The following is a 20,727-nucleotide window of genomic DNA, read 5'->3' on the forward strand; positions in this document are numbered from 1 at the left end:
AGCCAAAGGGGCGCGCGGGTGTCGAACCGAGCCTTAAGAAATGGCGGACGTCAGGTGCTGCGCGACGCCACCATTCCCAGAGTGATCAGACCGAGCACGACCCAGCCGAACCACAGCCAGCCGTTACTGCCGAGCGCCACCGTGTAGGCCGTCACCATCACCAGCCCCCCCACTGTGAGCGCTCCCATGGTTTTCGTAGAACCGGGCATCGCAACACCCTCCTCATGGTTCGTCGCTCTCCATGGTGCCCCCGTCCTGCCTCTTCACGGTGCATACCACGAAATGTGTGCCTGTTTTCCAGGCACTCCGGCTCGCCCAGGCCGCTGTTTCGTAGCGGGCCGGGTCGTAGCCGTACTGGATCGGCGGCACATCCGCCGCACAGGCCGCCAGGGATTCCCGTTTCGCTTCTTCGAGGGTCGTGTCCGGATCCAGCCGGGTGAAGCCGAGCACCCGCTGGTCGTGCGGTGCGTCGCAGGAGGCCAGCCGGGCGTCCCGGTCGGACCGTTCGTCCAGGCAGTCCTGCTTCTGCATATTGGCCGTGTCGATGAACGTCAGTCCCGGCCTGCGGTGCTGCCCGAGTGGCCCGTACACCCCTCCGTTCGCACCCAGGAGGAGACAGGCGGAGCGCCGCCCGGCGGCCTGGAAGCCCGCGTCGGTGGGCAGCACGACGTAGCCGCGTACGTCCGCCAGTCTCTTGCGCGTCTCCTCGGTCCGTTCCTCGCACTGGGCGGGCCCGTTCGCACGCGCCTCGTCGGCCGTTCCGGCCCCGGCCACCGCCATGACCTGGCCGTCAGGTTGCCCTTTGAGGCAGTCTTCGACCTTCAGCCGCGGAGTGCCCTCGAAGCGCTCGTCGGACCAGTCGGCGATGACGCAGTCGCCGTTCTCCAGCGGCTTGGCGAGCCCAATGGTCTCTCCGTACGGTTTCGCGCTGCCTCCGCTGCCGCTGCCGCCGTCCGTCCGCTGTCCCATCGCGTACCAGACTCCGCCGAGGGCGATGGCCAGGCCGAGGAGGCCGGCGGTCACGGACTGCAGCACGTTCGAGCGCCTGTGGTGCCGCCTGCCGGCCGGCCCGGTCTGCGGCCTGTGCACCTGCCCGGTCTGCGGCGCGTGCACCTGCCCGGTCTGCGGCCCGTGCGGAGGTGGCCCGAAACCCGGTCCCGGCGGGGGCAGGGCGGACGCTTCGGTCTCGACCTGAGCCCACGGCGGCTGTGACCCCAGGTCGACTCGGGTGTGCGGATGGGACTGGGGCGTGACGATCGCGGAGAGTGCGGCCTCGGCGTCCTCGGCGGTGATCCGGTGGACCGGGTTCTTGGTGAGCATGGCCGCGAGCAGGGGTTCGAGCGCGCCCGCACGCAGCGGCGGCCGGGGCTCCTCCAGGACGACCGCGGTGAGCGCGGCCAGCTCGGTGTCGCGGTCGAAGGGGCCGTGGCCCTCCACGCCGTAGTAGAGCGTGCAGCCCAGCGAGAACAGGTCGGCGGCCGCGGTCGGCGGCCCGCCCTGGGCCCGTTCGGGCGCCAGGTATCCGGCCGTGCCGACGAGTACGGACGTCAACGTCCAGCGCGTCTCGCTGGAGTCCGGCTGCACGGAGATGCCGTAGTCGGTGAGCAGGACACGCGCGTGCGGGGACCCCGAACGGTCCGGAGCCAGCAGGATGTTGGCGGGCTTCACATCGCGGTGCATGATGCCCCGCTCGTGGCCGGCGGTCAGCGCGTCCAGGACGGCCAGGCCGATGCGGGCGCACTCGGCGGGCGCGAGCGTGCCTCGCCGCGTGACCAGGTCGCGCAGGTCGAGCGCGCCCGCGACGTACTCCATCACGATCCACGGCAGGCCCTCGTGCTCCAGCACGTCGTGCACGGTGACCACATGCGGGTGGCCGCGCAGTCCCGCCGCGTGGCGGGCCTCGGCACGGGCGCGGGCGACCCTGGCCGCGCGCTCCTGGGCGGCCTCGGCCGGGTTCCGGAACACGATCTCCTTGAGTGCGACCTCACAGGCGAGGTGCTGGTCGTGGGCCAGCCAGACGTGCCCCATGCCGCCGGTGCCGAGCCGGTGCAGGAGCAGATAGCGGCCCGCGATGACCCGGCCCACTCCTGACTGCGATGTTCCTGGTGCCATCCGATCGCTCCCTGGGTGCGGTGATCAGGTCGTGCTCGGGGCGGGGTCACTGGATACGGGGTCACTGGGCACGGGGGCACTGCTCGTGACGGGCGCGCTGCTGGTCACGGGTGCGCTGGACGAGGGTGCGCTGGTCACGGGTGCGCTGCTCGCAGGATCGCTTGTGGGTGGCCGGCTCGTGGGCGGCGCTGAGCTCGTACGCGGCGAATCGGGACTCGGCGGGGGCTCGCTGTCCGTCGACGGAGGCGGTGTCGACGGAGGCTGCGAGGACCTGGTGGGCTCCGTGTCGGTCGGCGGGGGAGACGACGGCGTCTTGGTGGGAGACGTGGGTGTGTTCGTCGGCTCGGTCGGGGACCGGCTCTCGGTCGGCGTCGGCTTCTCGGTGGGCTTCTCGGTCGGCTTCGTGGTGGGCGGCGTCGGCCCGGAGCCCGGGGGAGAGCTCGGCTTCCCCGTGGCGTGGGCGTCCACGGACAGCGTTACGTACTGCCCCCAGGACAGCTCGCTGCCCGCCGCGGGCCGGGACCCGGTCACCCTGGCGCTGTCCGGCGGTGGACTGCCGCCCTGGTAGGCCGTCGCCAGCCCGCTGTCCGCGAGCCGCTGTGCCGCCGCGGCGACGGTCAGCCCCGACAGGTTCGGCACGCGGCGGTCCTCGCGTGTGTCGAAGGTCTTGTCCCGCGAGCCGTCGGTGCCGACCGGCCGGTCGATCCCCTTGCGCGTGTCGTCCACGGCCACGAGCGCGAGCCGGTCGAGCCTGCTGGGCGCCGGCTTCACCGACACCATCGAGTCCTCGTGGAAACTCGGCCACTTCTTGTTGCCGTCCTCGAACCGCACCGAGATCTTTTCGGTGCCCCCATCGAAGGAGCTCAGCGGATTACCGCAGGAACACTTCACGGCGGGAAGCCCCTGATCGTCCACAAGTACCGCGATTCCCGCCTCCAGCAGGGCGTGGAAAGCGACAGCCCTTCCTTTCTTGTAGTCGTGGTTCTTCACGAGGGTGTCGTGACGCAGGAGTACCGGCGTGAGTCGATCGAGGTACTGCCCGATCGAATCCGGAGAAATTCCGACGACTCGCGCCCATTCCTGAGCCTTCCGGCGGTTCTTGGGATCGGCGAGAAAATCCTTGAGACGGTCGACGTCACAGATGCCCGGCTTGCTCGAACCGCCGTACAGTCCTGGCCTGTTGCCCTGCTGCAGGCTGCTTCGCGGTCGCTCGGAACGGATCTCGGCGTCCTGGCCGAGGCCGCTCCTCTCGTCGAAGAAAGGATCGAGAGACGGAACGCCCGCGGAGACGGCCTTCACCAGGAGGAGGCGGTCGGATTGCGTGCAGCCACTGAGGATCAGTAAAGCGACCAGTAGAAGTGCGATCCTGCGGCCCGTTGATCGGATGGCCCTGTACATGGGCATACGGAATGTCATGACCGCTCCCCCCGGCGGTTCCCCCCGTCACCCCGCAGAGCGGATGCGGGGCTCACCCCGCATGGTACTGAATGGAAAAGCCTTTCAGCCAAGGTGAATTGAAAGTGATAAGAGAACCGGGAGGAGCGGGAGCGCCGTGATATGCCTCAGCGCGCGCGTGCGTTGAGCGAGGCCAGATAGGCGTTGTACTCCTCGAGCTCCTTGTCCCCGTCACGGTCGGCGGCCCGGTCCGTGCGCCGGGCCTGCCGCTGTTCGGAGCGGTACCACTGGAAGAGCAGCGCGAGCAGCACGAGGACGGACGGGATCTCACTGAACGCCCAGGCGATGCCGCCCGCCGCGGTCTGGTCGGCGAGCGCGTCGATGCCCAGCGACGACGGGGGGTTCTTGTAGGTCTCGACCATCGGGCCGGAAGCCATCATCAACGCGATGCCGAAGAACGCGTGGAACGGCATGCCCGCGAACAGCTCCAGCATCCGCAGCAGGTATCCGGGCCGGCGCGGTCCCGGGTCGACGCCCATGATCGGCCAGAAGAAGACCAGGCCCACGGCGAGGAAGTGGCACATCATCGCGATGTGGCCCGTCTTGGATTCCATCAGGAAGTCGAAGAGGGGGGTGAAGTACAGCGCGTACAGGCTCGCGATGAACAGCGGGATCGTGAACGCCGGGTGTGTGATGAACCGCAGGTACCGGCTGTGCAGCAGCGCGAGCAGCAGCTCACGCGGCCCCTTGCGGCCCTTGCCCGCCACCGGCAGCGCGCGCAGCGCCAGCGTGATCGGCGCGCCGAGCAGGATCAGGATCGGCGACAGCATGCTGATCACCATGTGCTGCACCATGTGCACGCTAAACATGACCATGCCGTAGTCGTTGAGCCCGGTGCACATCACGAGCAGGACGCTCAGCACGCCGACGACGAACGCGATCGTCCGGCCCACCGGCCACTTGTCGCCGCGCCGCATGAGCCGTACGACACCCCATCCGTACAGGGCGAGGCCCACCAGGCAGGCGACGAGGAAGAACGGGTCCGCCGACCACGCGAGCCCCCGCCCCAGCGTGAACGGCGGCAGATCCATGGTCATGCCGTGCCCGCTGTGATCCATCCGCCGGCTCCTGTTTCGTGGGGGTTGAGCGCTGTCTGTCCGGACCCAGACTAGAACCGCCCCCGGTCACTGTTGAGACCGGGGGCGGTACAACGCGCCCCAAAGGGGCGCGGGGAACTGCGCGATCGACATCGGACAACCCGCAGCCCGCGAACTACCTCGCGGACCGAGCTCTCACCGGCACATCAGAGAACACACTCGGCTTCGGCGTACCGCTCGTCCGGCACGGTCTTCAGCGTCTCGACCGCCTCCGCCAGCGACACCATCACGATGTCGGTACCGCGCAGCGCGGTCATCTTGCCGAACTCGCCCCGGTGCGCGGCCTCCACGGCATGCCACCCGAACCGGGTGGCGAGAACACGGTCGTACGCCGTCGGCGTGCCACCGCGCTGGACGTGCCCGAGGATCACCGGACGGGCCTCCTTGCCGAGGCGCCCCTCCAACTCCAGGGAGAGCTGCCGGGCGATACCCGCGAACCGCTCGTGCCCGTAGATGTCCTTGCCGCCCTCGTCGAACTCCATCGTGCCTTCGCGAGGCTTCGCGCCCTCCGCGGCCACGACGATCGCGAACTTCTTGCCCGCCGAGAAGCGTTCGCCGACCTTGGCGGCCAACTCCTCGATGTCGAAGGGGCGTTCCGGTACGACGATCGCGTGCGCTCCGGCCGCCATGCCCGAGTGCAGCGCGATCCAGCCGGTGTGGCGGCCCATGACCTCCACGATCAGCACGCGCTGGTGGGACTCGGCGGTGGTTTTCAGGCGGTCAAGGGCCTCGGTCGCGACACCGACCGCCGTGTCGAAGCCGAAGGTGACGTCCGTCACGGCGATGTCGTTGTCGATGGTCTTCGGCACCCCGACGATCGGCAGACCGGCGTCCGACAGGAGGCGGGCCGCCTTGAGCGTGCCCTCGCCGCCGATCGGGATGATCGCGTCGAGCCCGAGCTCCTCGACATGCCCCCTGGCCCGCTCCACGCCGTCACGCAGATGCGCGGGCTGGACCCGGGAGGAGCCGAGGATGGTGCCGCCGCGAGCCAGGATGCCGCTCACCGCGTCGAGGTCGAGCTTGAGGTAGTCGCATTCCAGCAGGCCTTTCCAGCCGTCCCGGAAGCCGATGACGTCGTCGCCGTGGTCGACGACGGCACGGTGCACGACGGACCGGATGACCGCGTTCAGGCCGGGGCAGTCGCCGCCGGACGTGAGGACACCAATGCGCATAGCCCGAATACCTTCTCCACGTGGGCCGGGTACCGGACCGCGCTGTCCGGCTGGACGCGGTCAGCCTACCGGCGGCAGGGGGCGGGTCCGCACTGTGCGTCCGCCTGCTGGACGCCTCCGCACACGTGAGCGGACCCGCCGCCAGACGGGCTGTCGGACGGGCTGTGCGCCAGGTCTCACGCCGGTCTCAGGCAGGCTGCTGAGCTGCCGAGATGCGCTCGGCGCGCAGCGCCTCGTACCACCGGTCGTCGGTCGGCGGCAGGGCGTTCACATCCAGCGCCAGCTTCAGCAGCAGGTCCGCGATCAGCGGATTGCGGGCGAGCACGGGCCCGTGCATGTACGTGCCGAAGACGGTGTCGTTGTACGCGCCCTCCGTGCCGTCCCCCGTGCCGTTGCCCTTGCCGAGCCGGACCTGCGCGAGCGGGCGCGCGGTGGGGCCGAGGTGCGTGATGCCCTGGTGGTTCTCGAAGCCCGTCAGCGGCGGCAGGCCGAGGCGCGGGTCGATGTCCCCGAGCACGTCACCGACGCACCGCTCGCCCTCGCCGCGCGTGGAGACCACGTCGAGCAGGCCGAGGCCCGGCTCCCGCTGACCGAGGTCGTTGATGAACTCGTGGCCGAGGATCTGGTAGCCGGCGCACACCGAGAAGACGATCGCGCCGTTGCCGACCGCCCGGTGCAGACCGCCGTCGCGGCGCAGCCGCTCGGCGGCCAGCCGCTGCGGCCGGTCCTCGCCGCCGCCGATCAGGTAGATGTCGCCGGAGGTGGGGATCGGCTGGTCGCTGCGTACGTCGAGCCGGGCCACGTCCAGGCCGCGCTGCCGGGCGCGGCGCTCCACCACGAGCGCGTTGCCCTGGTCGCCGTAGGTGCTCAGCAGGTCGGGGTAGATCCACACCAGACGCAGGCTGTTGTCACTCATTGAAGTGTCCTTAGTGGTCAGTTGCCGACACGGCGGCGCAGGTCCTGGAACGCGGTGTAGTTGGCGATGACCTCGATCCGTCCGGGCGGCGCGATCTGCACGGCCTGGTCGAGGTTCTCGCAGACCTGGAAGGTCTGGTTCGCGACCTCCAGACGCACGGCGAGATCCAGCTTCCGGTCGCCGATGACGAAGATCGGGTGACCGCTCAGACGCGTGTAGTCGACGTCCCACAGCCAGGAGGTGTCGGTGCCGTCGGCCCCGCGCGCGTTCACGGACAGGATGACCGGCGTGGGCGGCGGGTCGATGAGCGAGAACGTCTCCAGCCAGCCCGCGGGGTTCTTGGCGAGCAGCAGGCGCAGGTCGCGCTCCATGAACTGCACGACGTCGTACCGTCCGGCCACCGCCTGGACCTGGTACATCCGCTCCAGGGCGACCTGCGGCGGCACACCGAAGACGGCGGCGACGGCGGCCGACGAGGCGGCGTTGGCCTTGTTGGCGCGGCCCGGCAGCTGGAGGTGGATCGGCCAGGCGGATCCGTGCGGGTCCAGGACGTGGTCGCCGGACAGCGCCCAGCTGGGCGTCGGACGGCGGAAGCCGCACTCGCCGCAGTACCAGTCGTCGCCGGGCCGCTGCATCACACCGCCGCAGGACGGGCAGGACCAGGCGTCGTCCTTCCACATCTGTCCGGCGGCCACCCACACGACGTTCGGCGAGGAGGACGCGGCCCACACGACCAGCGGGTCGTCCGCGTTGGCGATCACCACGGACTTGGAACCGGCCAGGCCCTCACGCCAGTGCTCGGCGAGCATGCGGGTCTCGGCGGCGCGGTCGAGCTGGTCGCGGGAGAGGTTGAGGAGCGCGATGGCCTTCGGGTCGGTGTCACGCGCGACCCCGGCGAGGTACTTCTCGTCGACCTCGATGACCGCGTACCGCGCGTCGGAGCCCCCGGCGAGCGCGGAGGTGATGCCGGCGGGCATGTTGGCGCCCAGCGCGTTCGACACGACGGGACCTGCGGCGCGCAGCGCCTCGGCGATCAGCCGCGTCGTGGTGGTCTTGCCGTTGGTGGCCGACACCAGAATGACGTCCAGGTGCTGGGCGAGCCGGGCCAGCAGGTCGGGGTCGAGTTTGAGCGCCACCCGGCCGCCGATCACCGATCCGCTGCCACGGCCCGCGGCACGCGAAGCGGCCGCGACCGCCCTGCCGGCCGTCACGGCCAGTTTGGCCCGCGGCGACAGCGGGTCCGAGTTGCCTGACATCAGATCTCGATCCTCCTTGCGTACGGCGCCGCGCCCTGCTCCCGGCAACGTGTGGCCCTCAGCCTATCGAGATCCACTCACCGGCCCGAACCGCGGCACCACCCAGGCGCCCGCGCGACATTGAGGACCGTACCCTTGCGGCCATGCGACACGGCTCGATCCCGGGCGCCCGAGGGCGCCTGCTGCCCCTGACCCTCCTGGGCGACCCCGTGTTGCGCACACCGAGTGAGGAGGTCACCGACTTCGGTTCTCAACTGGCGCGTCTCGTCGAGGACATGTTCGCGACGATGTACGCGGCCCAGGGCGTGGGCCTGGCCGCGAACCAAGTCGGCGAGTCCTTGCGGGTCTTCGTATACGACTGCCCGGACGACGAGGACCGGCGCCATGTCGGTCACCTGGTGAACCCGCGTCTCGTCGAGGCGGACGGCCTGCTGCTGCGCGGCCCGGAGGGGTGTCTGTCGCTGCCGGGTCTGGAGGCGGGCACCGAGCGGTACGACCACGCGGTGGTCGAGGGGCGCACGGTCGACGGTGAGCCGGTGCGGGTGCACGGCACCGGCTTCTTCGCCCGGTGCCTGCAGCACGAGTACGACCATGTGGAGGGTCGTGTGTACATGGATCACCTCAGAGGGTGGCGCAAACGACGTCTGCTGAGGCAGGTCGCACGGGCTTCCTGGAGCTCGTGAGCGTTGTTGGGGTGCGGTGCGACGCAGCGCCCCTCTGGGGCGCTTCAGAACCCGGGCCCGCCCACCTTGTCGCCCGCGGCCGCGAGGCGGCCCCAGAGCAGGTCCGCCAGACTCCGTACCAATTCCGCGCGCGAGCACGGGCGTTCGCCCAGCCACCAGTCTCCGGCGGCGTGCATCATGCCGACGATCCCGTGCCCCCACACGCGTGCGAGCTGCTGGCTGCCCGGGCCGAGGTCGACTCGTTCCTCGATGACCTTGCCGAGCTCCTCGCCCATGCGGCGCAGCACGGGAGCGGAGTAAAGGCCGATGTCGAATCCCTGGTCGCCCTGCGGGCCGCCTTCCGAGGGATGCATCAGGAAGCGGTACACCTGCGGGCGTGCCTCGATGGCCGCGAGGTAGGTGTCGAGCGTGGCCTCGACGCGCTCACGGCGCTCGGCCGGCGCGTCGAGCGCGGCCCGCAGCGCTTCGAGCAGGGCGTCGGTGTGCCGCTTGGCGAGGGCAGCGTAGAGTCCGCCCTTGTCACCGAAGTGGCGGTACAGGATGGGCTTGGTGATGCCGGCCTCGGCGGCGATGGCGTTCATCGAGGCGCCGGGGCCGTCGCGGAGCACCACCCGGTCGGCGGCCTCCAGCAATTCGCGCCGGCGGCGGTCGGCGGACCGTTGTTGATCGGTCCGCTGCGTGGTGTCCATGAGCTCTCCCCACCCGTGCTGAATCGGTGACGCCTGCGCAAAGTAACACCCGGACGTGATTCTGCATCGAACGGGCAGCCGAGGGGGAACCGGGAGTTGACTTTTCCTACCAGTCGGTAACAGACTCCTGTTACCGCAAGTAACATGTGAGTGCAGTGCTGGAGGGGACATGGCCGAGTTCACCATGGAGCTCAACGACGACCAGAAGGAGGTCCGGGACTGGCTCCACGGATTCGCCGCCGAGGTCATCCGTCCCGCGGCCGCCGAATGGGACGAGCGCGAAGAGACTCCCTGGCCGGTCATCCAGGAGGCCGCGAAGGTCGGCATCTACTCCCTCGACTTCTACGCCCAGCAGTACTTCGACCCCACCGGCCTCGGCATCCCCATGGCCATGGAGGAGCTGTTCTGGGGGGACGCGGGCATCGCCCTGTCGATCGTCGGGACCGGTCTCGCCGCGGTGGGCGTGCTCGCCAACGGCACCGAGGAGCAGATCGGCACCTGGATCCCCCAGATGTACGGCGACGCCAACGACGTCAAGGTGGCCGCTTTCTGCTCCTCCGAGCCCGACGCCGGCTCCGACGTCGCCTCCATGCGCACCCGGGCCGTCTACGACGAGGCCAAGGACGAGTGGGTCCTCAACGGCACCAAGACCTGGGCGACCAACGGCGGCATCGCCAACGTCCACGTCGTGGTCGCCGTCGTCGACCCCGAGCTCGGCTCCAAGGGCCACGCGTCCTTCATCGTCCCGCCGAACACGCCGGGTCTGTCCCAGGGCCAGAAGTTCAAGAAGCACGGCATCCGCGCCTCGCACACCGCCGAGGTCGTCCTGGAGAACGTCCGCGTCCCCGGCTCCTGCTTGCTCGGCGGCAAGGAGAAGCTCGACCAGCGTCTGGCCCGCGCCCGTGAGCGGGCCAAGGCGGGCGGCGAGCGGCTGAAGAACGCCGCGATGGCCACCTTCGAGGCCTCCCGCCCCGCGGTCGGCGCCATGGCGGTGGGCACGGCCCGGGCCGCGTACGAGGAGGCCCTCGAGTACGCGAAGACGCGCGAGCAGTTCGGCCGCCCGATCATCGACAACCAGGGCGTCGCCTTCCAGCTGGCCGACATGCGGACGTCGATCGACGCGGCCCGGCTGCTGGTGTGGCGCGCCTCCTGGATGGCCGTGAACGGCAAGGCCTTCACGGCGGCCGAGGGCTCCATGTCGAAGCTCTTCGCCAGCGAGACCGCCAAGAAGGTCACCGCCCAGGCGATCCAGATCCTCGGCGGCAACGGCTACACGCGCGAGTACCCGGTCGAGCGCATGCACCGCGACGCCGCGATCTACACGATCTTCGAGGGCACGAGCGAGATCCAGCGCCTGGTGATCGCCCGCACCCTCGCGGGGATGCCGATCCGCTGACGGCACCTGAGCGGTCGGCTGCGCCATGAGAGCCTGAGAAGTGGGAAGGCAGCGCAGCCGAGCCGAAGGAGTGCGGCGATGACGCGGACAGCCAGGGAACTGCTGGAGACCATCACCGGAAAGCTCGCCCCCGACCCACACGCCAATCGGTTGCTGCCGCTGATCGGCCGGGGTGCGGCACAGCGCGACACCCTCGCCGCCCTGGCCATGGAACAGCGCCATGTGACCGATGCCGACCGCTGCGCCTTCCTGCATCTCGCGCAGCGATCGGCAGCCGAGCCCGAGTGCGCCGCCTTCTTCACCCTCCTGGCGGAGGGTGAGGCGCTGGCCCAGGACCGGCTCGGCCCGCTGCTCGCCGCCTGCGGGGCCGACGAGGCACGGGTGGCGGAGTACGAGCCACTCGCAGGCGCTCAGGCCTACCCCGCCTACGTCGCCTGGCTCGCCCTGAACGGCGATCCGGTCGACGTGGTGCTCGCCCTGAGCGCCAACTTCGCGGCGTGGGGCGGCGACTGCGCCACGATCGCCGAGGCGCTGCGCCGTCAGTACGGCTTCGACGACGAGGCCTGCGGCTTCTTCGACTTCTTCGCCGAGCCCGCGCCCGACCTGGAGCAGCAGGCGGTGGCCGCCGTGCAGGCGGGGCTGGACGCCGGGGGGATCCATGAGGACGAGGTCCACCGGTACGGACGCCTGCTGCAGAGTTACGAATCGATGTTCTGGCACACGCTGTGGGAGCTCAACCAGCGTTAGGGCCCCGTCCGGCGGACAAGCTCTTACCCCGCGGACCAATACACCTAGTCGGAGGTCGTCCCGCTGCTGTGGGCGATGCAGGCCACGTCGATGCGGTCGGCGAGCTTCGCGAGTTCGATCGTGAGGGCCGCCACGGTGTCCTCGTCGAGGCCCTCGTGACCGGCCTCCACCAGATGCAGCCACCGCCCGCCGACCGTGCGCAGCAGTTTGCTGACGTCGGCGGCCGCCACCTGCAACGTGCCGCGGTCGTCAACGATCAGAGGCAGGGTCACTTCGCGGTTCACACAGGGGATCGTAACCGCGGAACGCTCACGCTCCGTGCCATACGGTGGTGATGTTGCAGAACTCGCGGATTCCGTGCCCCGACAGCTCCCTCCCGTAGCCGGACCGCTTGACCCCGCCGAACGGGAACGCCGGGTGGGAGGCCGTCATCCCGTTGACGTAGACGCCGCCCGCCTCCAGATCGCGGGCGAAACGGTCGACCTCGTCCTCGTCGCGGGTCCAGACATTGGAACTCAGCCCGAACGGTGAGTCGTTGGCGATCGCGATCGCTTCCTCGAGGTCGGCGGCGCGGTAGAGCGTGGCGACCGGGCCGAACGCCTCCTCACGATGAATGCGCATGTCAGGGGTCACGTCGGCGAGGACCGTCGGAGCGTAGTACCAGCCCGATCCCTCGGGACGCTCTGCGCCGCACAGGACCGTCGCGCCGGCCTCCACCGCGTCGTCGACGAGTTCCTCCAGGTCGCTGCGGCCCCTCTCGCTGGAGAGCGGGCCGACCTCGGTGTCCTCATCCATCGGGTCGCCCACCTTCAGCGCCTCCATGCCCGCCGTGAAGCGCTCCGCGAAGGCGTCGAACACGTCCGTGTGCACGATGAACCGCTTGGCGGCGATGCAGGACTGCCCGGTGTTCTGCACACGGGCCGTCACCGCCGTCTTCGCGGCCCGGTCGACGTCGGCCGACGGCATCACCACGAACGGGTCGCTGCCGCCCAGCTCCAGCACCGTCTTCTTGACCTCGTCACCGGCCACCGAGGCGACGGCGCGGCCCGCCGGTTCGCTGCCGGTGAGCGTGGCCGCCCTGACCCGCCCGTCGCGCAGGACGTCCTCGACCTTGCCGCTGCCGATGAGCAGCGTCTGGAAGCAGCCCTCCAAGAAGCCCGCCCGGTGGAACAGATCCTCCAGGTAGAGGGCCGTCTGCGGCACGTTCGAGGCATGCTTCAGCAGCCCCACGTTGCCCGCCATCAGCGCGGGCGCGGCGAACCGGATCACCTGCCAGAGCGGGAAGTTCCACGGCATCACCGCGAGCACCGGGCCGAGCGGCCGGTAGCGGACGAGCACGCGGGAGGCGCCGGAGTCCTTCGCCTCGGACTCCGCGGATTCCTCGTCGGCGAGGAGTTCCTCGGCGTGGTCGGCGTACCAGCGCATGGCCTTCGCGCACTTGGCGACCTCCGCGCGGGCCTGCTTGATCGGCTTGCCCATCTCCGTGGTCATGACCCGGGCGACGTCCCGCCGGTCCTCCTCCAGCAGGTCGGCGGCCCGGTGCAGCAGCCGTGCGCGCTCGGCGAACGAGGTGGTGCGATACGTACGGAAGGCGGTCTCGGCGGCCGCGAGCCTGCGCTCGATCTCCTCGGCGCCCAGGGCTTCGTAGGTCTTGAGCGTCTCGCCGTTCGCCGGATTCACCGTCGCGATGGGCATGGCCGACCTCCTGATGCGGGCTGTGCCTTCGACCTTCCCGCGCCACGGGACGAGCCGCAACGCGGACGGCCGCCCGCGTACCCGCGCGAGCGCCGGGCATGCCTGCCCCGCCGGGTATGCCCGCCTCGCCGGGTACGGCTCAGCGCAGTTTCCGGCCCTCCGGGCACTCTCAGCCCACGTGCTCTGCCAGCCGGTCCAGGAACGCCGCCTGCGCCTTGACGATGACCGCCCGTGCCCGGTCGACGTCGAGCCACTCCACCCGGTCGATCTCGGGGAACTCCTGGGTCCGGCCCGAGCCGCGCGGCCACTCCATCGTGAACGTCCCGGGCACCACCGTCGCCACATCGAGGTCCGACTCGATCGCCCAGACCGTGACGACCTTGCCGTTCGTCTGCGTGACCTCGCCCAACGGCACGGCCTCGCCGTCCGGCGGCGCCAGCCCCAGCTCCTCCTGGAACTCGCGGCGTGCCGCGGCCCAGGCCGCCTCGTCGGGCTCGTACTCGCCCTTCGGCACACTCCATGCCCCGGCGTCGCGCCGGGCGAAGAACGGTCCGCCCATGTGCCCCAGCAGCACCTCGATGCCGTTCGCCGTGCGGCGGAACAGCAGCAGGCCCGCGCTGCGCCTCACGGGGCGACTTCCGGATGGGCCGCGAGCACGGTCTCGACGGTGTCGGCCTCCGCCGGGGTCTTGTCCTCGCGGTAGCGCACGACGCGGGCGAAGCGGAGCGTGACGCCCGCGGGATAGCGGGTGGACCGCTGCAGACCGTCGTACGCGATCTCGACGACGAGTTCGGGACGGACGGTCACCACATGGCCGCTCTCCTCGACGGCGAGTCCCCGGAGTCGCTCGGTCTGCCAGGTCAGCATCGCGTCCGTCATCCCCTTGAACGTCTTGCCCAGCATGGCGAAGGAGCCGTCCGGGTTCCGCGCGCCCAGATGCAGGTTCGACAGCTTGCCGGTGCGCCGGCCGTGGCCCCACTCGGCGGCCAGCACGACCAGGTCCAGCGTGTGTACGGGCTTGACCTTCAGCCAGGAGGCGCCGCGCCGACCGGCGCTGTACGGGGCGTCGAGGCCCTTCAGTACGACGCCTTCGTGGCCGCGCTTCAGCGTGTCGGCGAGGAACCGCTCGGCGGCCTCGCGGGTCTCGCCGTCCGCGGGGTCGGCCACGAGCGTGCGCCGCACGCGCATAGGCTCGGGGACCAGCCGGGCCAGCGCCGAGTGGCGCTCGGCGAACGACAGGTCGAGCAGGTCGTGGCCGTCCACGGACAGCGCGTCGAAGAACACGGGGGAGACGGGGAGGGCCCTGGCCGCCGTGGTGACGTCCACGCGGGAGCCCACACGACTGGAGATGTCCTGGAAGGACCTGGGCCGCCCGTCCTCGTCGAACGCGATGACCTCACCGTCGAGGATGAACCGCTCGCCGTCCAGTTCCCTGGCGGCGGAGGTCAGCTCCGGCAGCCGGTCGGTGATGTCGTCCAGAGTGCGGGTGTAGAGGCGAACGGCGTCACCGTCGCGGTGGACCTGGACGCGGATGCCGTCCAGCTTCTCCTCGACCGCGCAGGCGCCGAGCTTGTCGATCGCCTCGGCCACGGACGAGGCGCTGTGCGCCAGCATGGGCAGCACCGGGCGGCCGACGGTGAGCCGGAACGCGTCGAGGGCCTGCGGGCCGTCCGCCAGCAGCCGCTGCGCCACGGTCCGCAGCGAACCGGCCAGCATCACCGCTCGTCGTACGTCCGCGGAGGGCGCCCCCGTCGCCTCGGCGAGCCCTTCGACGGCGACCGCGTCGAGAGCGCCCTGCCGCACCTCTCCGCTGAGCAGCCCGAACAGGAACCGCTGCTCGTCAGCGGTGGCCGCCCCCATCAACTCCCCGACGAGCCGCATGCGTTCGGCCTGCGAACCGGTGCCGGACACAGCGGCCAGCCCGGTCAGCCGGGCGTCCACGTCCAGCACGGTGAGCGTGGGCTCCTCGGCCGGGGCGACGGGGCGGCTGAGCACCTTCCAGCCGATACCGATCCGGCCCTGCGGGAGGCGTCCCGCCAGATACGGGATCACGACCGCAGCCTCCGCCGCCTCGGCGTCCCGGAACAGCTCGGCGAGCAGAGCGATCTTCCGGGACCGCGCCGAGGTGGCGGCGACCTCCTGGGACACACGGGCAAGCCGGGCGAACAGCATGCAGCCATGGTGCAACGCCGGGGCCTTCGGCGCCCGGGGTACTACAGCAGGGCCTGCCGCCGGCTTGCCCCGGTTCGCTTGTCGGGGTGCGCCCCCAGGCCCCCGAACACGGGTTGTATCTCGGCTGCGGCCCGGTCGTGGCTGGTCGCGCAGTTCCCCGCGCCCCTGATGGGGGCTGCGCCCCCACACCCCCGTTCTGGGTTGTGTTCCGGCCGCGGGTTGGGTTGTGGCTGGTCGCGCAGTTCCCCGTCCCATGAAGGGGCGCACACTCTCAACCCTTGGCGACCGCTGTCTCGATGTCGCCGAACACCAGCTCGCCGTTGATCGTGGCTGCCGCCCGGTACCCCGCGCTGGCGGCGTTCACGATCTGTTCCGCGAAGCCTGTGGTGTTGCCGGCGGCCCAGACGCCGGGCACGCTGGTGCGTCCTGTTTCGTCCACGGCCGCGTACACGCCGAACGGGGTCTCTTCCAGGTCGGCGCCGAGCCGCTCCAGCAGGCCCGTGCGCGGAATCGCGCGGGGCAGGACGAAGAGGACGGAGCGATCGTGTGCGGATCCGTCCGTGAGGCGCACCGCGGTGAGCCGATCGTGCTCGACGACGATCCCCGCGACCTCGCCGGGGACCACTTTCACCCCGGCCGCGGCGAGCTTGCGCAGATCCTCGTCCGGGATGTCGTTCTCGTCGACCGTGTGCAGGAACAGGGTCACGTCCTTCGACCACTGCGTGACGATGAGTGCCTGATGGACGCTCATGGCGGACGCGGCGAGCACTCCGAAGGCCTGGTCGCGGACCTCCCAGCCGTGGCAGTAGGGGCAGTGCAGAACGTCCCGCCCCCAGCGCTCGGCGATCCCCGGCACCTTGGGCAGCTCGTCCGCCAGGCCGGTGGCGACCACCAGCCGACGCGTGTGCACCGCCCGCCCGGAGGCAAGCGTCACGTCGAACTCCCCGGCGTCGTCCCGCCCGACATCCGCCGCACGGTCCTGGACCAGCTCGACCCCGTACCGCCGGATCTCCCGCCGCCCCTCGGCGAGGAGCTCGGCCGGCGGCATGCCGTCCCGCGACAGGTAGCCCTGCAGGTGCGCGGCGGGCGCGTTGCGCGGCTCGCCCGCGTCGACGACCAGCACCCGGCGCCGCGCGCGTCCCAGGACGAGCGCGGCGGACAGCCCGGCCGCGCCGCCCCCGACGACGACCACCTCGTACTTCTCGGTGTGCCCCTCGGTGTGCCTCTCGGTCATGGTGACCACCTCCACGGACAAGGTCGGCCCATCGATGCGCCATTGACAAATGCCTTTGCCGAAACTGCAATGGCGTCCATGGGTGAGCAGGAGATGACGGGCACGGCCGACCATGAGGCGACCGACGAGATCCTCGCTGCCGTCGGGCCGCGGCTGCGCCGGATCAGGAAGGAGCGCGGCGCGACCCTGGCAGGGTTGTCCGAGGCCACCGGCATCTCCGTGAGCACCCTCTCCCGGCTGGAGTCCGGCCTGCGCAAACCCAACCTGGAACTGCTGCTGCCCATCGCCCGAGCCCACCAGGTGCCCCTCGACGAGCTGGTCGGCGCGCCCGAAGTGGGCGACCCGCGGATCCGCTCCAAGCCCATCGTCCGGCACGGCCGGACGCACTGGCCGCTCACCCGGCAGCCCGGCGGTCTCCTGGCCTACAAGGTGCACGAACCCGCCCGCTCGCTGGACCCGGATCCGCGCACGCACGAGGGCTACGAGTGGCTGTACGTCCTCTCCGGGAAGCTGAGGCTCGTGCTCGCCGACCACGACGTCGTACTCGGCGCGGGAGAGGCCGCCGAGTTCGACACCCGCGTACCGCACTGGTTCGGGTCGACGGGGGAGGGGCCGGTGGAGTTCCTCAGCATCTTCGGGCCGCAGGGGGAGCGAATGCACGTACGGGCGCGGCCCGCCCGGAACGGGAAGGACGGCTGACCCCCGACTGTTCCCAGGAGGGCAAGCGACCGCTTAGTATGCGCTGGAGCCGACCAGACGACCAGACGAAGCAGTTGCGTGGAGGGCCCGCATGCAGGCATGGCAAGTGCACCAGAACGGCGAGCCGAGCGAGGTGATGCGGCTCGAGGACGTGCCGCGGCCGGTGCCGGGCGACGGCCAGGTCCTGCTGAAGGTGCGCGCCTCGAACATCAACTTCCCGGACGCGTTGCTGTGCCGCGGGCAGTACCAGGTCAGGCCACCGCTGCCGTTCACGCCGGGCGTGGAGATCTGCGGCGAGACCGAGGACGGACAGCGGGTCATCGCCAACCCCGCACTGCCGTACGGCGGCTTCGCCGAGTACGCGATCGCGGACGCCGCGGCCGTGCTGCCCGCGCCCGAGGCGCTCGACGACGCCGAGGCCGCGGCCCTGCACATCGGCTACCAGACCGGCTGGTTCGGTCTGCACCGCCGCGCCGGCCTCGAATCCGGCGAGACGCTGCTCGTCCACGCTGCCGCAGGAGGGGTCGGCAGCGCGGCCGTGCAGCTCGGCAAGGCCGCCGGCGCCACGGTCATCGGTGTCGTGGGCGGGGCCGAAAAGGCGGACGTCGCCCGGGAGCTGGGCTGCGACGTCGTCATCGACCGGCGGGCCGAGGACGTCATCGGTGCCGTGAAGGAGGCCACCGGCGGCCGGGGCGCCGACGTGATCTACGACCCCGTCGGCGGCGAGGCGTACGCCCAGTCCGCCAAGGTCGTCGCCTTCGAAGGGCGGATCGTGATCGTGGGCTTCGCGAGCGGGGCCATTCCCAGCCCGGCGCTGAACCACGCCCTGGTGAAGAACTACTCGATCATGGGACTGCACTGGGGCCTCTACAACACCAAGAACCCGAAGCTGATCCTGCACTGCCACGAGCGGCTCAACGAGCTGGCCGCCCGCGGCGCGATCAAGCCGCTGGTCAGCGAGCGCGTACCGCTCGGAGGCGCGGCCGCCGCCGTACAGCGCGTCGCCGACGGCGTCACCACCGGCCGCGTGGCCGTGATCCCCGGTCTCACCGAAGGAGGAGCGGCATGACCGACGCCGCGACCAAGGCCGGCGCGCCCGACGCCGCCGAACTGCGCCGCCGCACCCAGGAGTTGCTGGCCGCGCAGCCCCCCGTCACCACCGACCGCCTCGACTTCCTGAAGGCTCGCTTCGACGCCGGACTCGCCTGGGTGCACTACCCGGAGGGCCTCGGCGGACTCGGCGCGCCGCGCTCCCTGCAGGCCGTCGTGGACGCCGAGCTGGAGGCCGCGGGCGCCCCCGACAACGACCCGCGACGCATCGGCATCGGCCTCGGCATGGCCGCTCCAACCATCCTCGGCTTCGGTACGGAGGAACAGAAGAGCCGCTTCCTCAGGCCCCTTTGGGTGGGCGAGGAGGTCTGGTGCCAGCTGTTCAGCGAGCCGGGCGCCGGCTCGGACCTGGCCGCGCTCGGCACGCGGGCCGTCCGTGACGGCGACACCTGGGTGGTCAACGGACAGAAGGTGTGGACGTCCAGCGCCCACCTCGCCCGCTGGGCCATCCTCATCGCCCGTACCGACCCGGACGTGCCCAAGCACCGCGGTATCACGTACTTCATCTGCGACATGACCGACCCCGGTGTCGAGGTGCGGCCGCTGCGCCAGGTCACCGGCGAGGCCGAGTTCAACGAGGTGTTCCTCACCGACGTTCGCATTCCCGACGCCCACCGCCTCGGGGAGATCGGCGACGGCTGGCGGGTCGCGCAGACGACGCTGATGAACGAGCGCGTGTCCATCGGCGGCATGCGCATCCCGCGCGAGGGCGGCATGATCGGCCCGGTCTCGAAGACCTGGCGCGAGCGCCCCGAACTGCGCACCAACGACCTCCACCAGCGGCTGCTCAAGCTCTGGGTGGAGGCCGAGGTCGCCCGCCTCACGGGTGAACGGCTGCGCCAGCAGCTCGTCGCGGGCCAGCCCGGACCCGAGGGCTCCGGCATGAAGCTCGCGTTCGCCCGCCTCAACCAGGAGATCAGCGGTCTGGAGGTGGAACTCCTCGGTGAGGAAGGCCTGTTGTACGAGGACTGGACGATGCGCCGGCCGGAGTTGGTGGACTTTGTCGGGCGCGACGCCGGTTACCGCTATCTCCGCTCCAAGGGCAACAGCATCGAGGGCGGGACCACCGAGGTCCTGCTGAACATCGTCGCCGAGCGCGTCCTGGGCCTGCCGTCCGAGCCGCGCACCGACAAGGACGTCGCCTGGAAGGACCTCGCCCGATGACCGCGCAGCCGACGCAGAGCACACAGCCCGACCTGCTCTACTCGGAGGAGGAAGACGCACTGCGCGCCGCCGTACGCGACCTCCTCACCGACCACTGCGACGCGGCGGACGTGATCGCCCGTGCGGAGTCCGACGCGCCGCACGACCGCGAGCTGTGGAAGGCCCTCGGCGAGGGCATGGGCCTCGCGGGTCTCCTCGTCCCCGAGTCGTCCGGCGGCCAGGGCGCCACACATCGCGAAGTCGCCGTGGTCTTGGAGGAGTTGGGCCGGGCGGTCGCGCCCGTGCCCTATCTGACGAGCGCGGTCGTCGCCACGGAGGCGCTGCTGGCCTGTGAAGGGGACGAGGCCGCCAAGCTGCTCTCCGCGCTGGCGTCCGGCCGTACGATCGGCGTGCTGGCGGTGGCGCTGTCCACCGCGCCCGGGGCGCCCGTCAAGTCCGTACGGCACGAAGGGGGAGCCCTGCTCGGGGAGCTGACGGGCATCGCGGACGCGAGCGCCGCCGATGTCCTGCTGGTGCCCGCTCAGGACGGCGGCCTGTACGCCGTGGACGCGGCCGCCGTCACGATCACCCCGCAGATCTCCCTCGACCTCACCCGCCCGCTCGCCACGGTCGCCTTCGACGGTGCACGCGCGCGTCTTCTCACCTCCGACGCCGCGCAGGCCGTACGACGTGCGCTGCGCGCCGGAGCCGGACTGCTCGCCTCCGAGCAACTCGGCCTCGCCGACTGGTGCCTGACCGAAACGGTCCGCCATCTGAAGGACCGCAAGCAGTTCAACCGGCCCGTCGGCGGCTTCCAGGCGCTCAAGCACCGGCTCGCCCACCTGTGGCTGGAAGTGGTCAACACGCGCGCCGCTGCCCGCAACGTCGCCGACGCGCTGTCCACCGCGAGCGCCGACACCGACGTGGCGGTCGCCGTCGCCCAGGCGTACGCCGCGCCCGTCGCGGTCCACGCCGCCGAGGAGGCCCTCCAACTGCACGGCGGCATCGGAATGACCTGGGAGCACCCGGTGCACCTCTACCTCAAGCGCGCCAAGGCCGACTCGCTCGTGTACGGCTCGGCGGGCGCGCACCGCGAGGTGCTGGCCGGACTGGTCGACCTTCCAGCGCCCTTGTAGCAGCCGCTTCGATCA

Annotated in this window: 20 protein-coding genes; 7 read left to right on the forward strand and 13 right to left on the reverse strand. The window is 70.9% G+C overall.

The features are described from left to right. Positions 1 to 50: 50 nt before the first annotated feature. The 7 genes from FE633_RS24045 to FE633_RS24075 form a co-directional block, all read right to left on the reverse strand. Complete coding sequence (locus FE633_RS24045; RefSeq protein WP_119103838.1) at positions 51 to 209, reverse strand: hypothetical protein; 159 nt, start codon at positions 207 to 209, stop codon at positions 51 to 53. Positions 210 to 222: 13 nt separating this feature from the next. Further along, the gene (locus tag FE633_RS24050; protein WP_138047260.1) at positions 223 to 2,112 is read right to left on the reverse strand and encodes a serine/threonine-protein kinase; all 1,890 of its coding nucleotides are present in this window, start codon (positions 2,110 to 2,112) and stop codon (positions 223 to 225) included. A 24-nt stretch (positions 2,113 to 2,136) separates the two neighbouring features. Then, on the reverse strand, positions 2,137 to 3,528 hold the full coding sequence (locus tag FE633_RS49530; protein ID WP_138047261.1) for a PASTA domain-containing protein: 1,392 nt from the start codon (positions 3,526 to 3,528) through the stop codon (positions 2,137 to 2,139). 146 nt (positions 3,529 to 3,674) lie between these two features. Next, positions 3,675 to 4,625 (reverse strand): cytochrome c oxidase assembly protein, encoded by a 951-nt coding sequence (locus FE633_RS24060; protein ID WP_138047262.1) that lies wholly within the window; start codon positions 4,623 to 4,625, stop codon positions 3,675 to 3,677. A 185-nt stretch (positions 4,626 to 4,810) separates the two neighbouring features. Beyond that, positions 4,811 to 5,836, reverse strand: a complete 1,026-nt coding sequence (locus FE633_RS24065; protein WP_138047263.1) for a 6-phosphofructokinase — start codon at positions 5,834 to 5,836, stop codon at positions 4,811 to 4,813. A gap of 187 nt (positions 5,837 to 6,023) precedes the next feature. Then, positions 6,024 to 6,752, reverse strand: coding sequence for a type 1 glutamine amidotransferase (locus FE633_RS24070; protein ID WP_119103843.1), 729 nt, complete (start codon positions 6,750 to 6,752; stop codon positions 6,024 to 6,026). Between the two features lie 17 nt (positions 6,753 to 6,769). After that, the gene (locus FE633_RS24075) at positions 6,770 to 8,008 is read right to left on the reverse strand and encodes a MurT ligase domain-containing protein (RefSeq protein WP_138047264.1); all 1,239 of its coding nucleotides are present in this window, start codon (positions 8,006 to 8,008) and stop codon (positions 6,770 to 6,772) included. A gap of 143 nt (positions 8,009 to 8,151) precedes the next feature. On the opposite strand from FE633_RS24075, the gene def reads away from it, so the two are divergent. Then, positions 8,152 to 8,691, forward strand: a complete 540-nt coding sequence (gene def, locus FE633_RS24080; protein WP_138047265.1) for a peptide deformylase — start codon at positions 8,152 to 8,154, stop codon at positions 8,689 to 8,691. A 44-nt stretch (positions 8,692 to 8,735) separates the two neighbouring features. Here the strand turns inward: def and FE633_RS24085 are convergent, their stop codons facing one another. Further along, positions 8,736 to 9,380 carry a TetR/AcrR family transcriptional regulator gene (locus FE633_RS24085; protein ID WP_138047266.1) on the reverse strand — a complete coding sequence of 215 codons (645 nt, stop codon included), beginning with the start codon at positions 9,378 to 9,380 and terminating at the stop codon, positions 8,736 to 8,738. A 169-nt stretch (positions 9,381 to 9,549) separates the two neighbouring features. On the opposite strand from FE633_RS24085, the gene FE633_RS24090 reads away from it, so the two are divergent. After that, positions 9,550 to 10,776: an acyl-CoA dehydrogenase family protein gene (locus tag FE633_RS24090; protein WP_138047267.1), complete on the forward strand. Its 1,227-nt coding sequence runs from the start codon at positions 9,550 to 9,552 to the stop codon at positions 10,774 to 10,776. 78 nt (positions 10,777 to 10,854) lie between these two features. After that, complete coding sequence (locus FE633_RS24095; RefSeq protein WP_138047268.1) at positions 10,855 to 11,523, forward strand: transcriptional regulator; 669 nt, start codon at positions 10,855 to 10,857, stop codon at positions 11,521 to 11,523. 44 nt (positions 11,524 to 11,567) lie between these two features. Here the strand turns inward: FE633_RS24095 and FE633_RS24100 are convergent, their stop codons facing one another. The 5 genes from FE633_RS24100 to FE633_RS24120 form a co-directional block, all read right to left on the reverse strand. Beyond that, the gene (locus FE633_RS24100; RefSeq protein ID WP_138047269.1) at positions 11,568 to 11,807 is read right to left on the reverse strand and encodes a DUF6213 family protein; all 240 of its coding nucleotides are present in this window, start codon (positions 11,805 to 11,807) and stop codon (positions 11,568 to 11,570) included. Between the two features lie 25 nt (positions 11,808 to 11,832). Next, positions 11,833 to 13,218, reverse strand: coding sequence for an NADP-dependent succinic semialdehyde dehydrogenase (locus FE633_RS24105; RefSeq protein ID WP_138047270.1), 1,386 nt, complete (start codon positions 13,216 to 13,218; stop codon positions 11,833 to 11,835). 169 nt (positions 13,219 to 13,387) lie between these two features. Further along, positions 13,388 to 13,846, reverse strand: coding sequence for an NUDIX hydrolase (locus FE633_RS24110; protein WP_138047271.1), 459 nt, complete (start codon positions 13,844 to 13,846; stop codon positions 13,388 to 13,390). Further along, positions 13,843 to 15,390, reverse strand: coding sequence for an ATP-dependent DNA ligase (locus FE633_RS24115; RefSeq protein ID WP_138047272.1), 1,548 nt, complete (start codon positions 15,388 to 15,390; stop codon positions 13,843 to 13,845). Before FE633_RS24115 ends, FE633_RS24110 begins: the two co-directional genes overlap by 4 nt. 271 nt (positions 15,391 to 15,661) lie before the next feature. Then, positions 15,662 to 16,624: an NAD(P)/FAD-dependent oxidoreductase gene (locus tag FE633_RS24120; protein WP_138047273.1), complete on the reverse strand. Its 963-nt coding sequence runs from the start codon at positions 16,622 to 16,624 to the stop codon at positions 15,662 to 15,664. Between the two features lie 93 nt (positions 16,625 to 16,717). Between FE633_RS24120 and FE633_RS24125 the strand changes: the two genes are divergently transcribed. From FE633_RS24125 to FE633_RS24140, 4 genes are all read left to right on the forward strand, one after another. After that, on the forward strand, positions 16,718 to 17,323 hold the full coding sequence (locus tag FE633_RS24125; protein ID WP_138047330.1) for a helix-turn-helix domain-containing protein: 606 nt from the start codon (positions 16,718 to 16,720) through the stop codon (positions 17,321 to 17,323). 91 nt (positions 17,324 to 17,414) lie between these two features. Then, positions 17,415 to 18,392 carry an NADPH:quinone oxidoreductase family protein gene (locus FE633_RS24130; protein ID WP_138047274.1) on the forward strand — a complete coding sequence of 326 codons (978 nt, stop codon included), beginning with the start codon at positions 17,415 to 17,417 and terminating at the stop codon, positions 18,390 to 18,392. Continuing rightward, positions 18,389 to 19,597: an acyl-CoA dehydrogenase family protein gene (locus FE633_RS24135; RefSeq protein ID WP_138047275.1), complete on the forward strand. Its 1,209-nt coding sequence runs from the start codon at positions 18,389 to 18,391 to the stop codon at positions 19,595 to 19,597. The genes FE633_RS24130 and FE633_RS24135 overlap by 4 nt, the downstream gene beginning before the upstream one ends. Continuing rightward, positions 19,594 to 20,712: an acyl-CoA dehydrogenase family protein gene (locus tag FE633_RS24140; protein WP_138047276.1), complete on the forward strand. Its 1,119-nt coding sequence runs from the start codon at positions 19,594 to 19,596 to the stop codon at positions 20,710 to 20,712. The genes FE633_RS24135 and FE633_RS24140 overlap by 4 nt, the downstream gene beginning before the upstream one ends. Positions 20,713 to 20,727: the final 15 nt, after the last annotated feature.

This window comes from Streptomyces montanus (genome assembly GCF_005786655.1).
GTDB classification, from domain to species: Bacteria; Actinomycetota; Actinomycetes; order Streptomycetales; family Streptomycetaceae; genus Streptomyces; species Streptomyces sporangiiformans.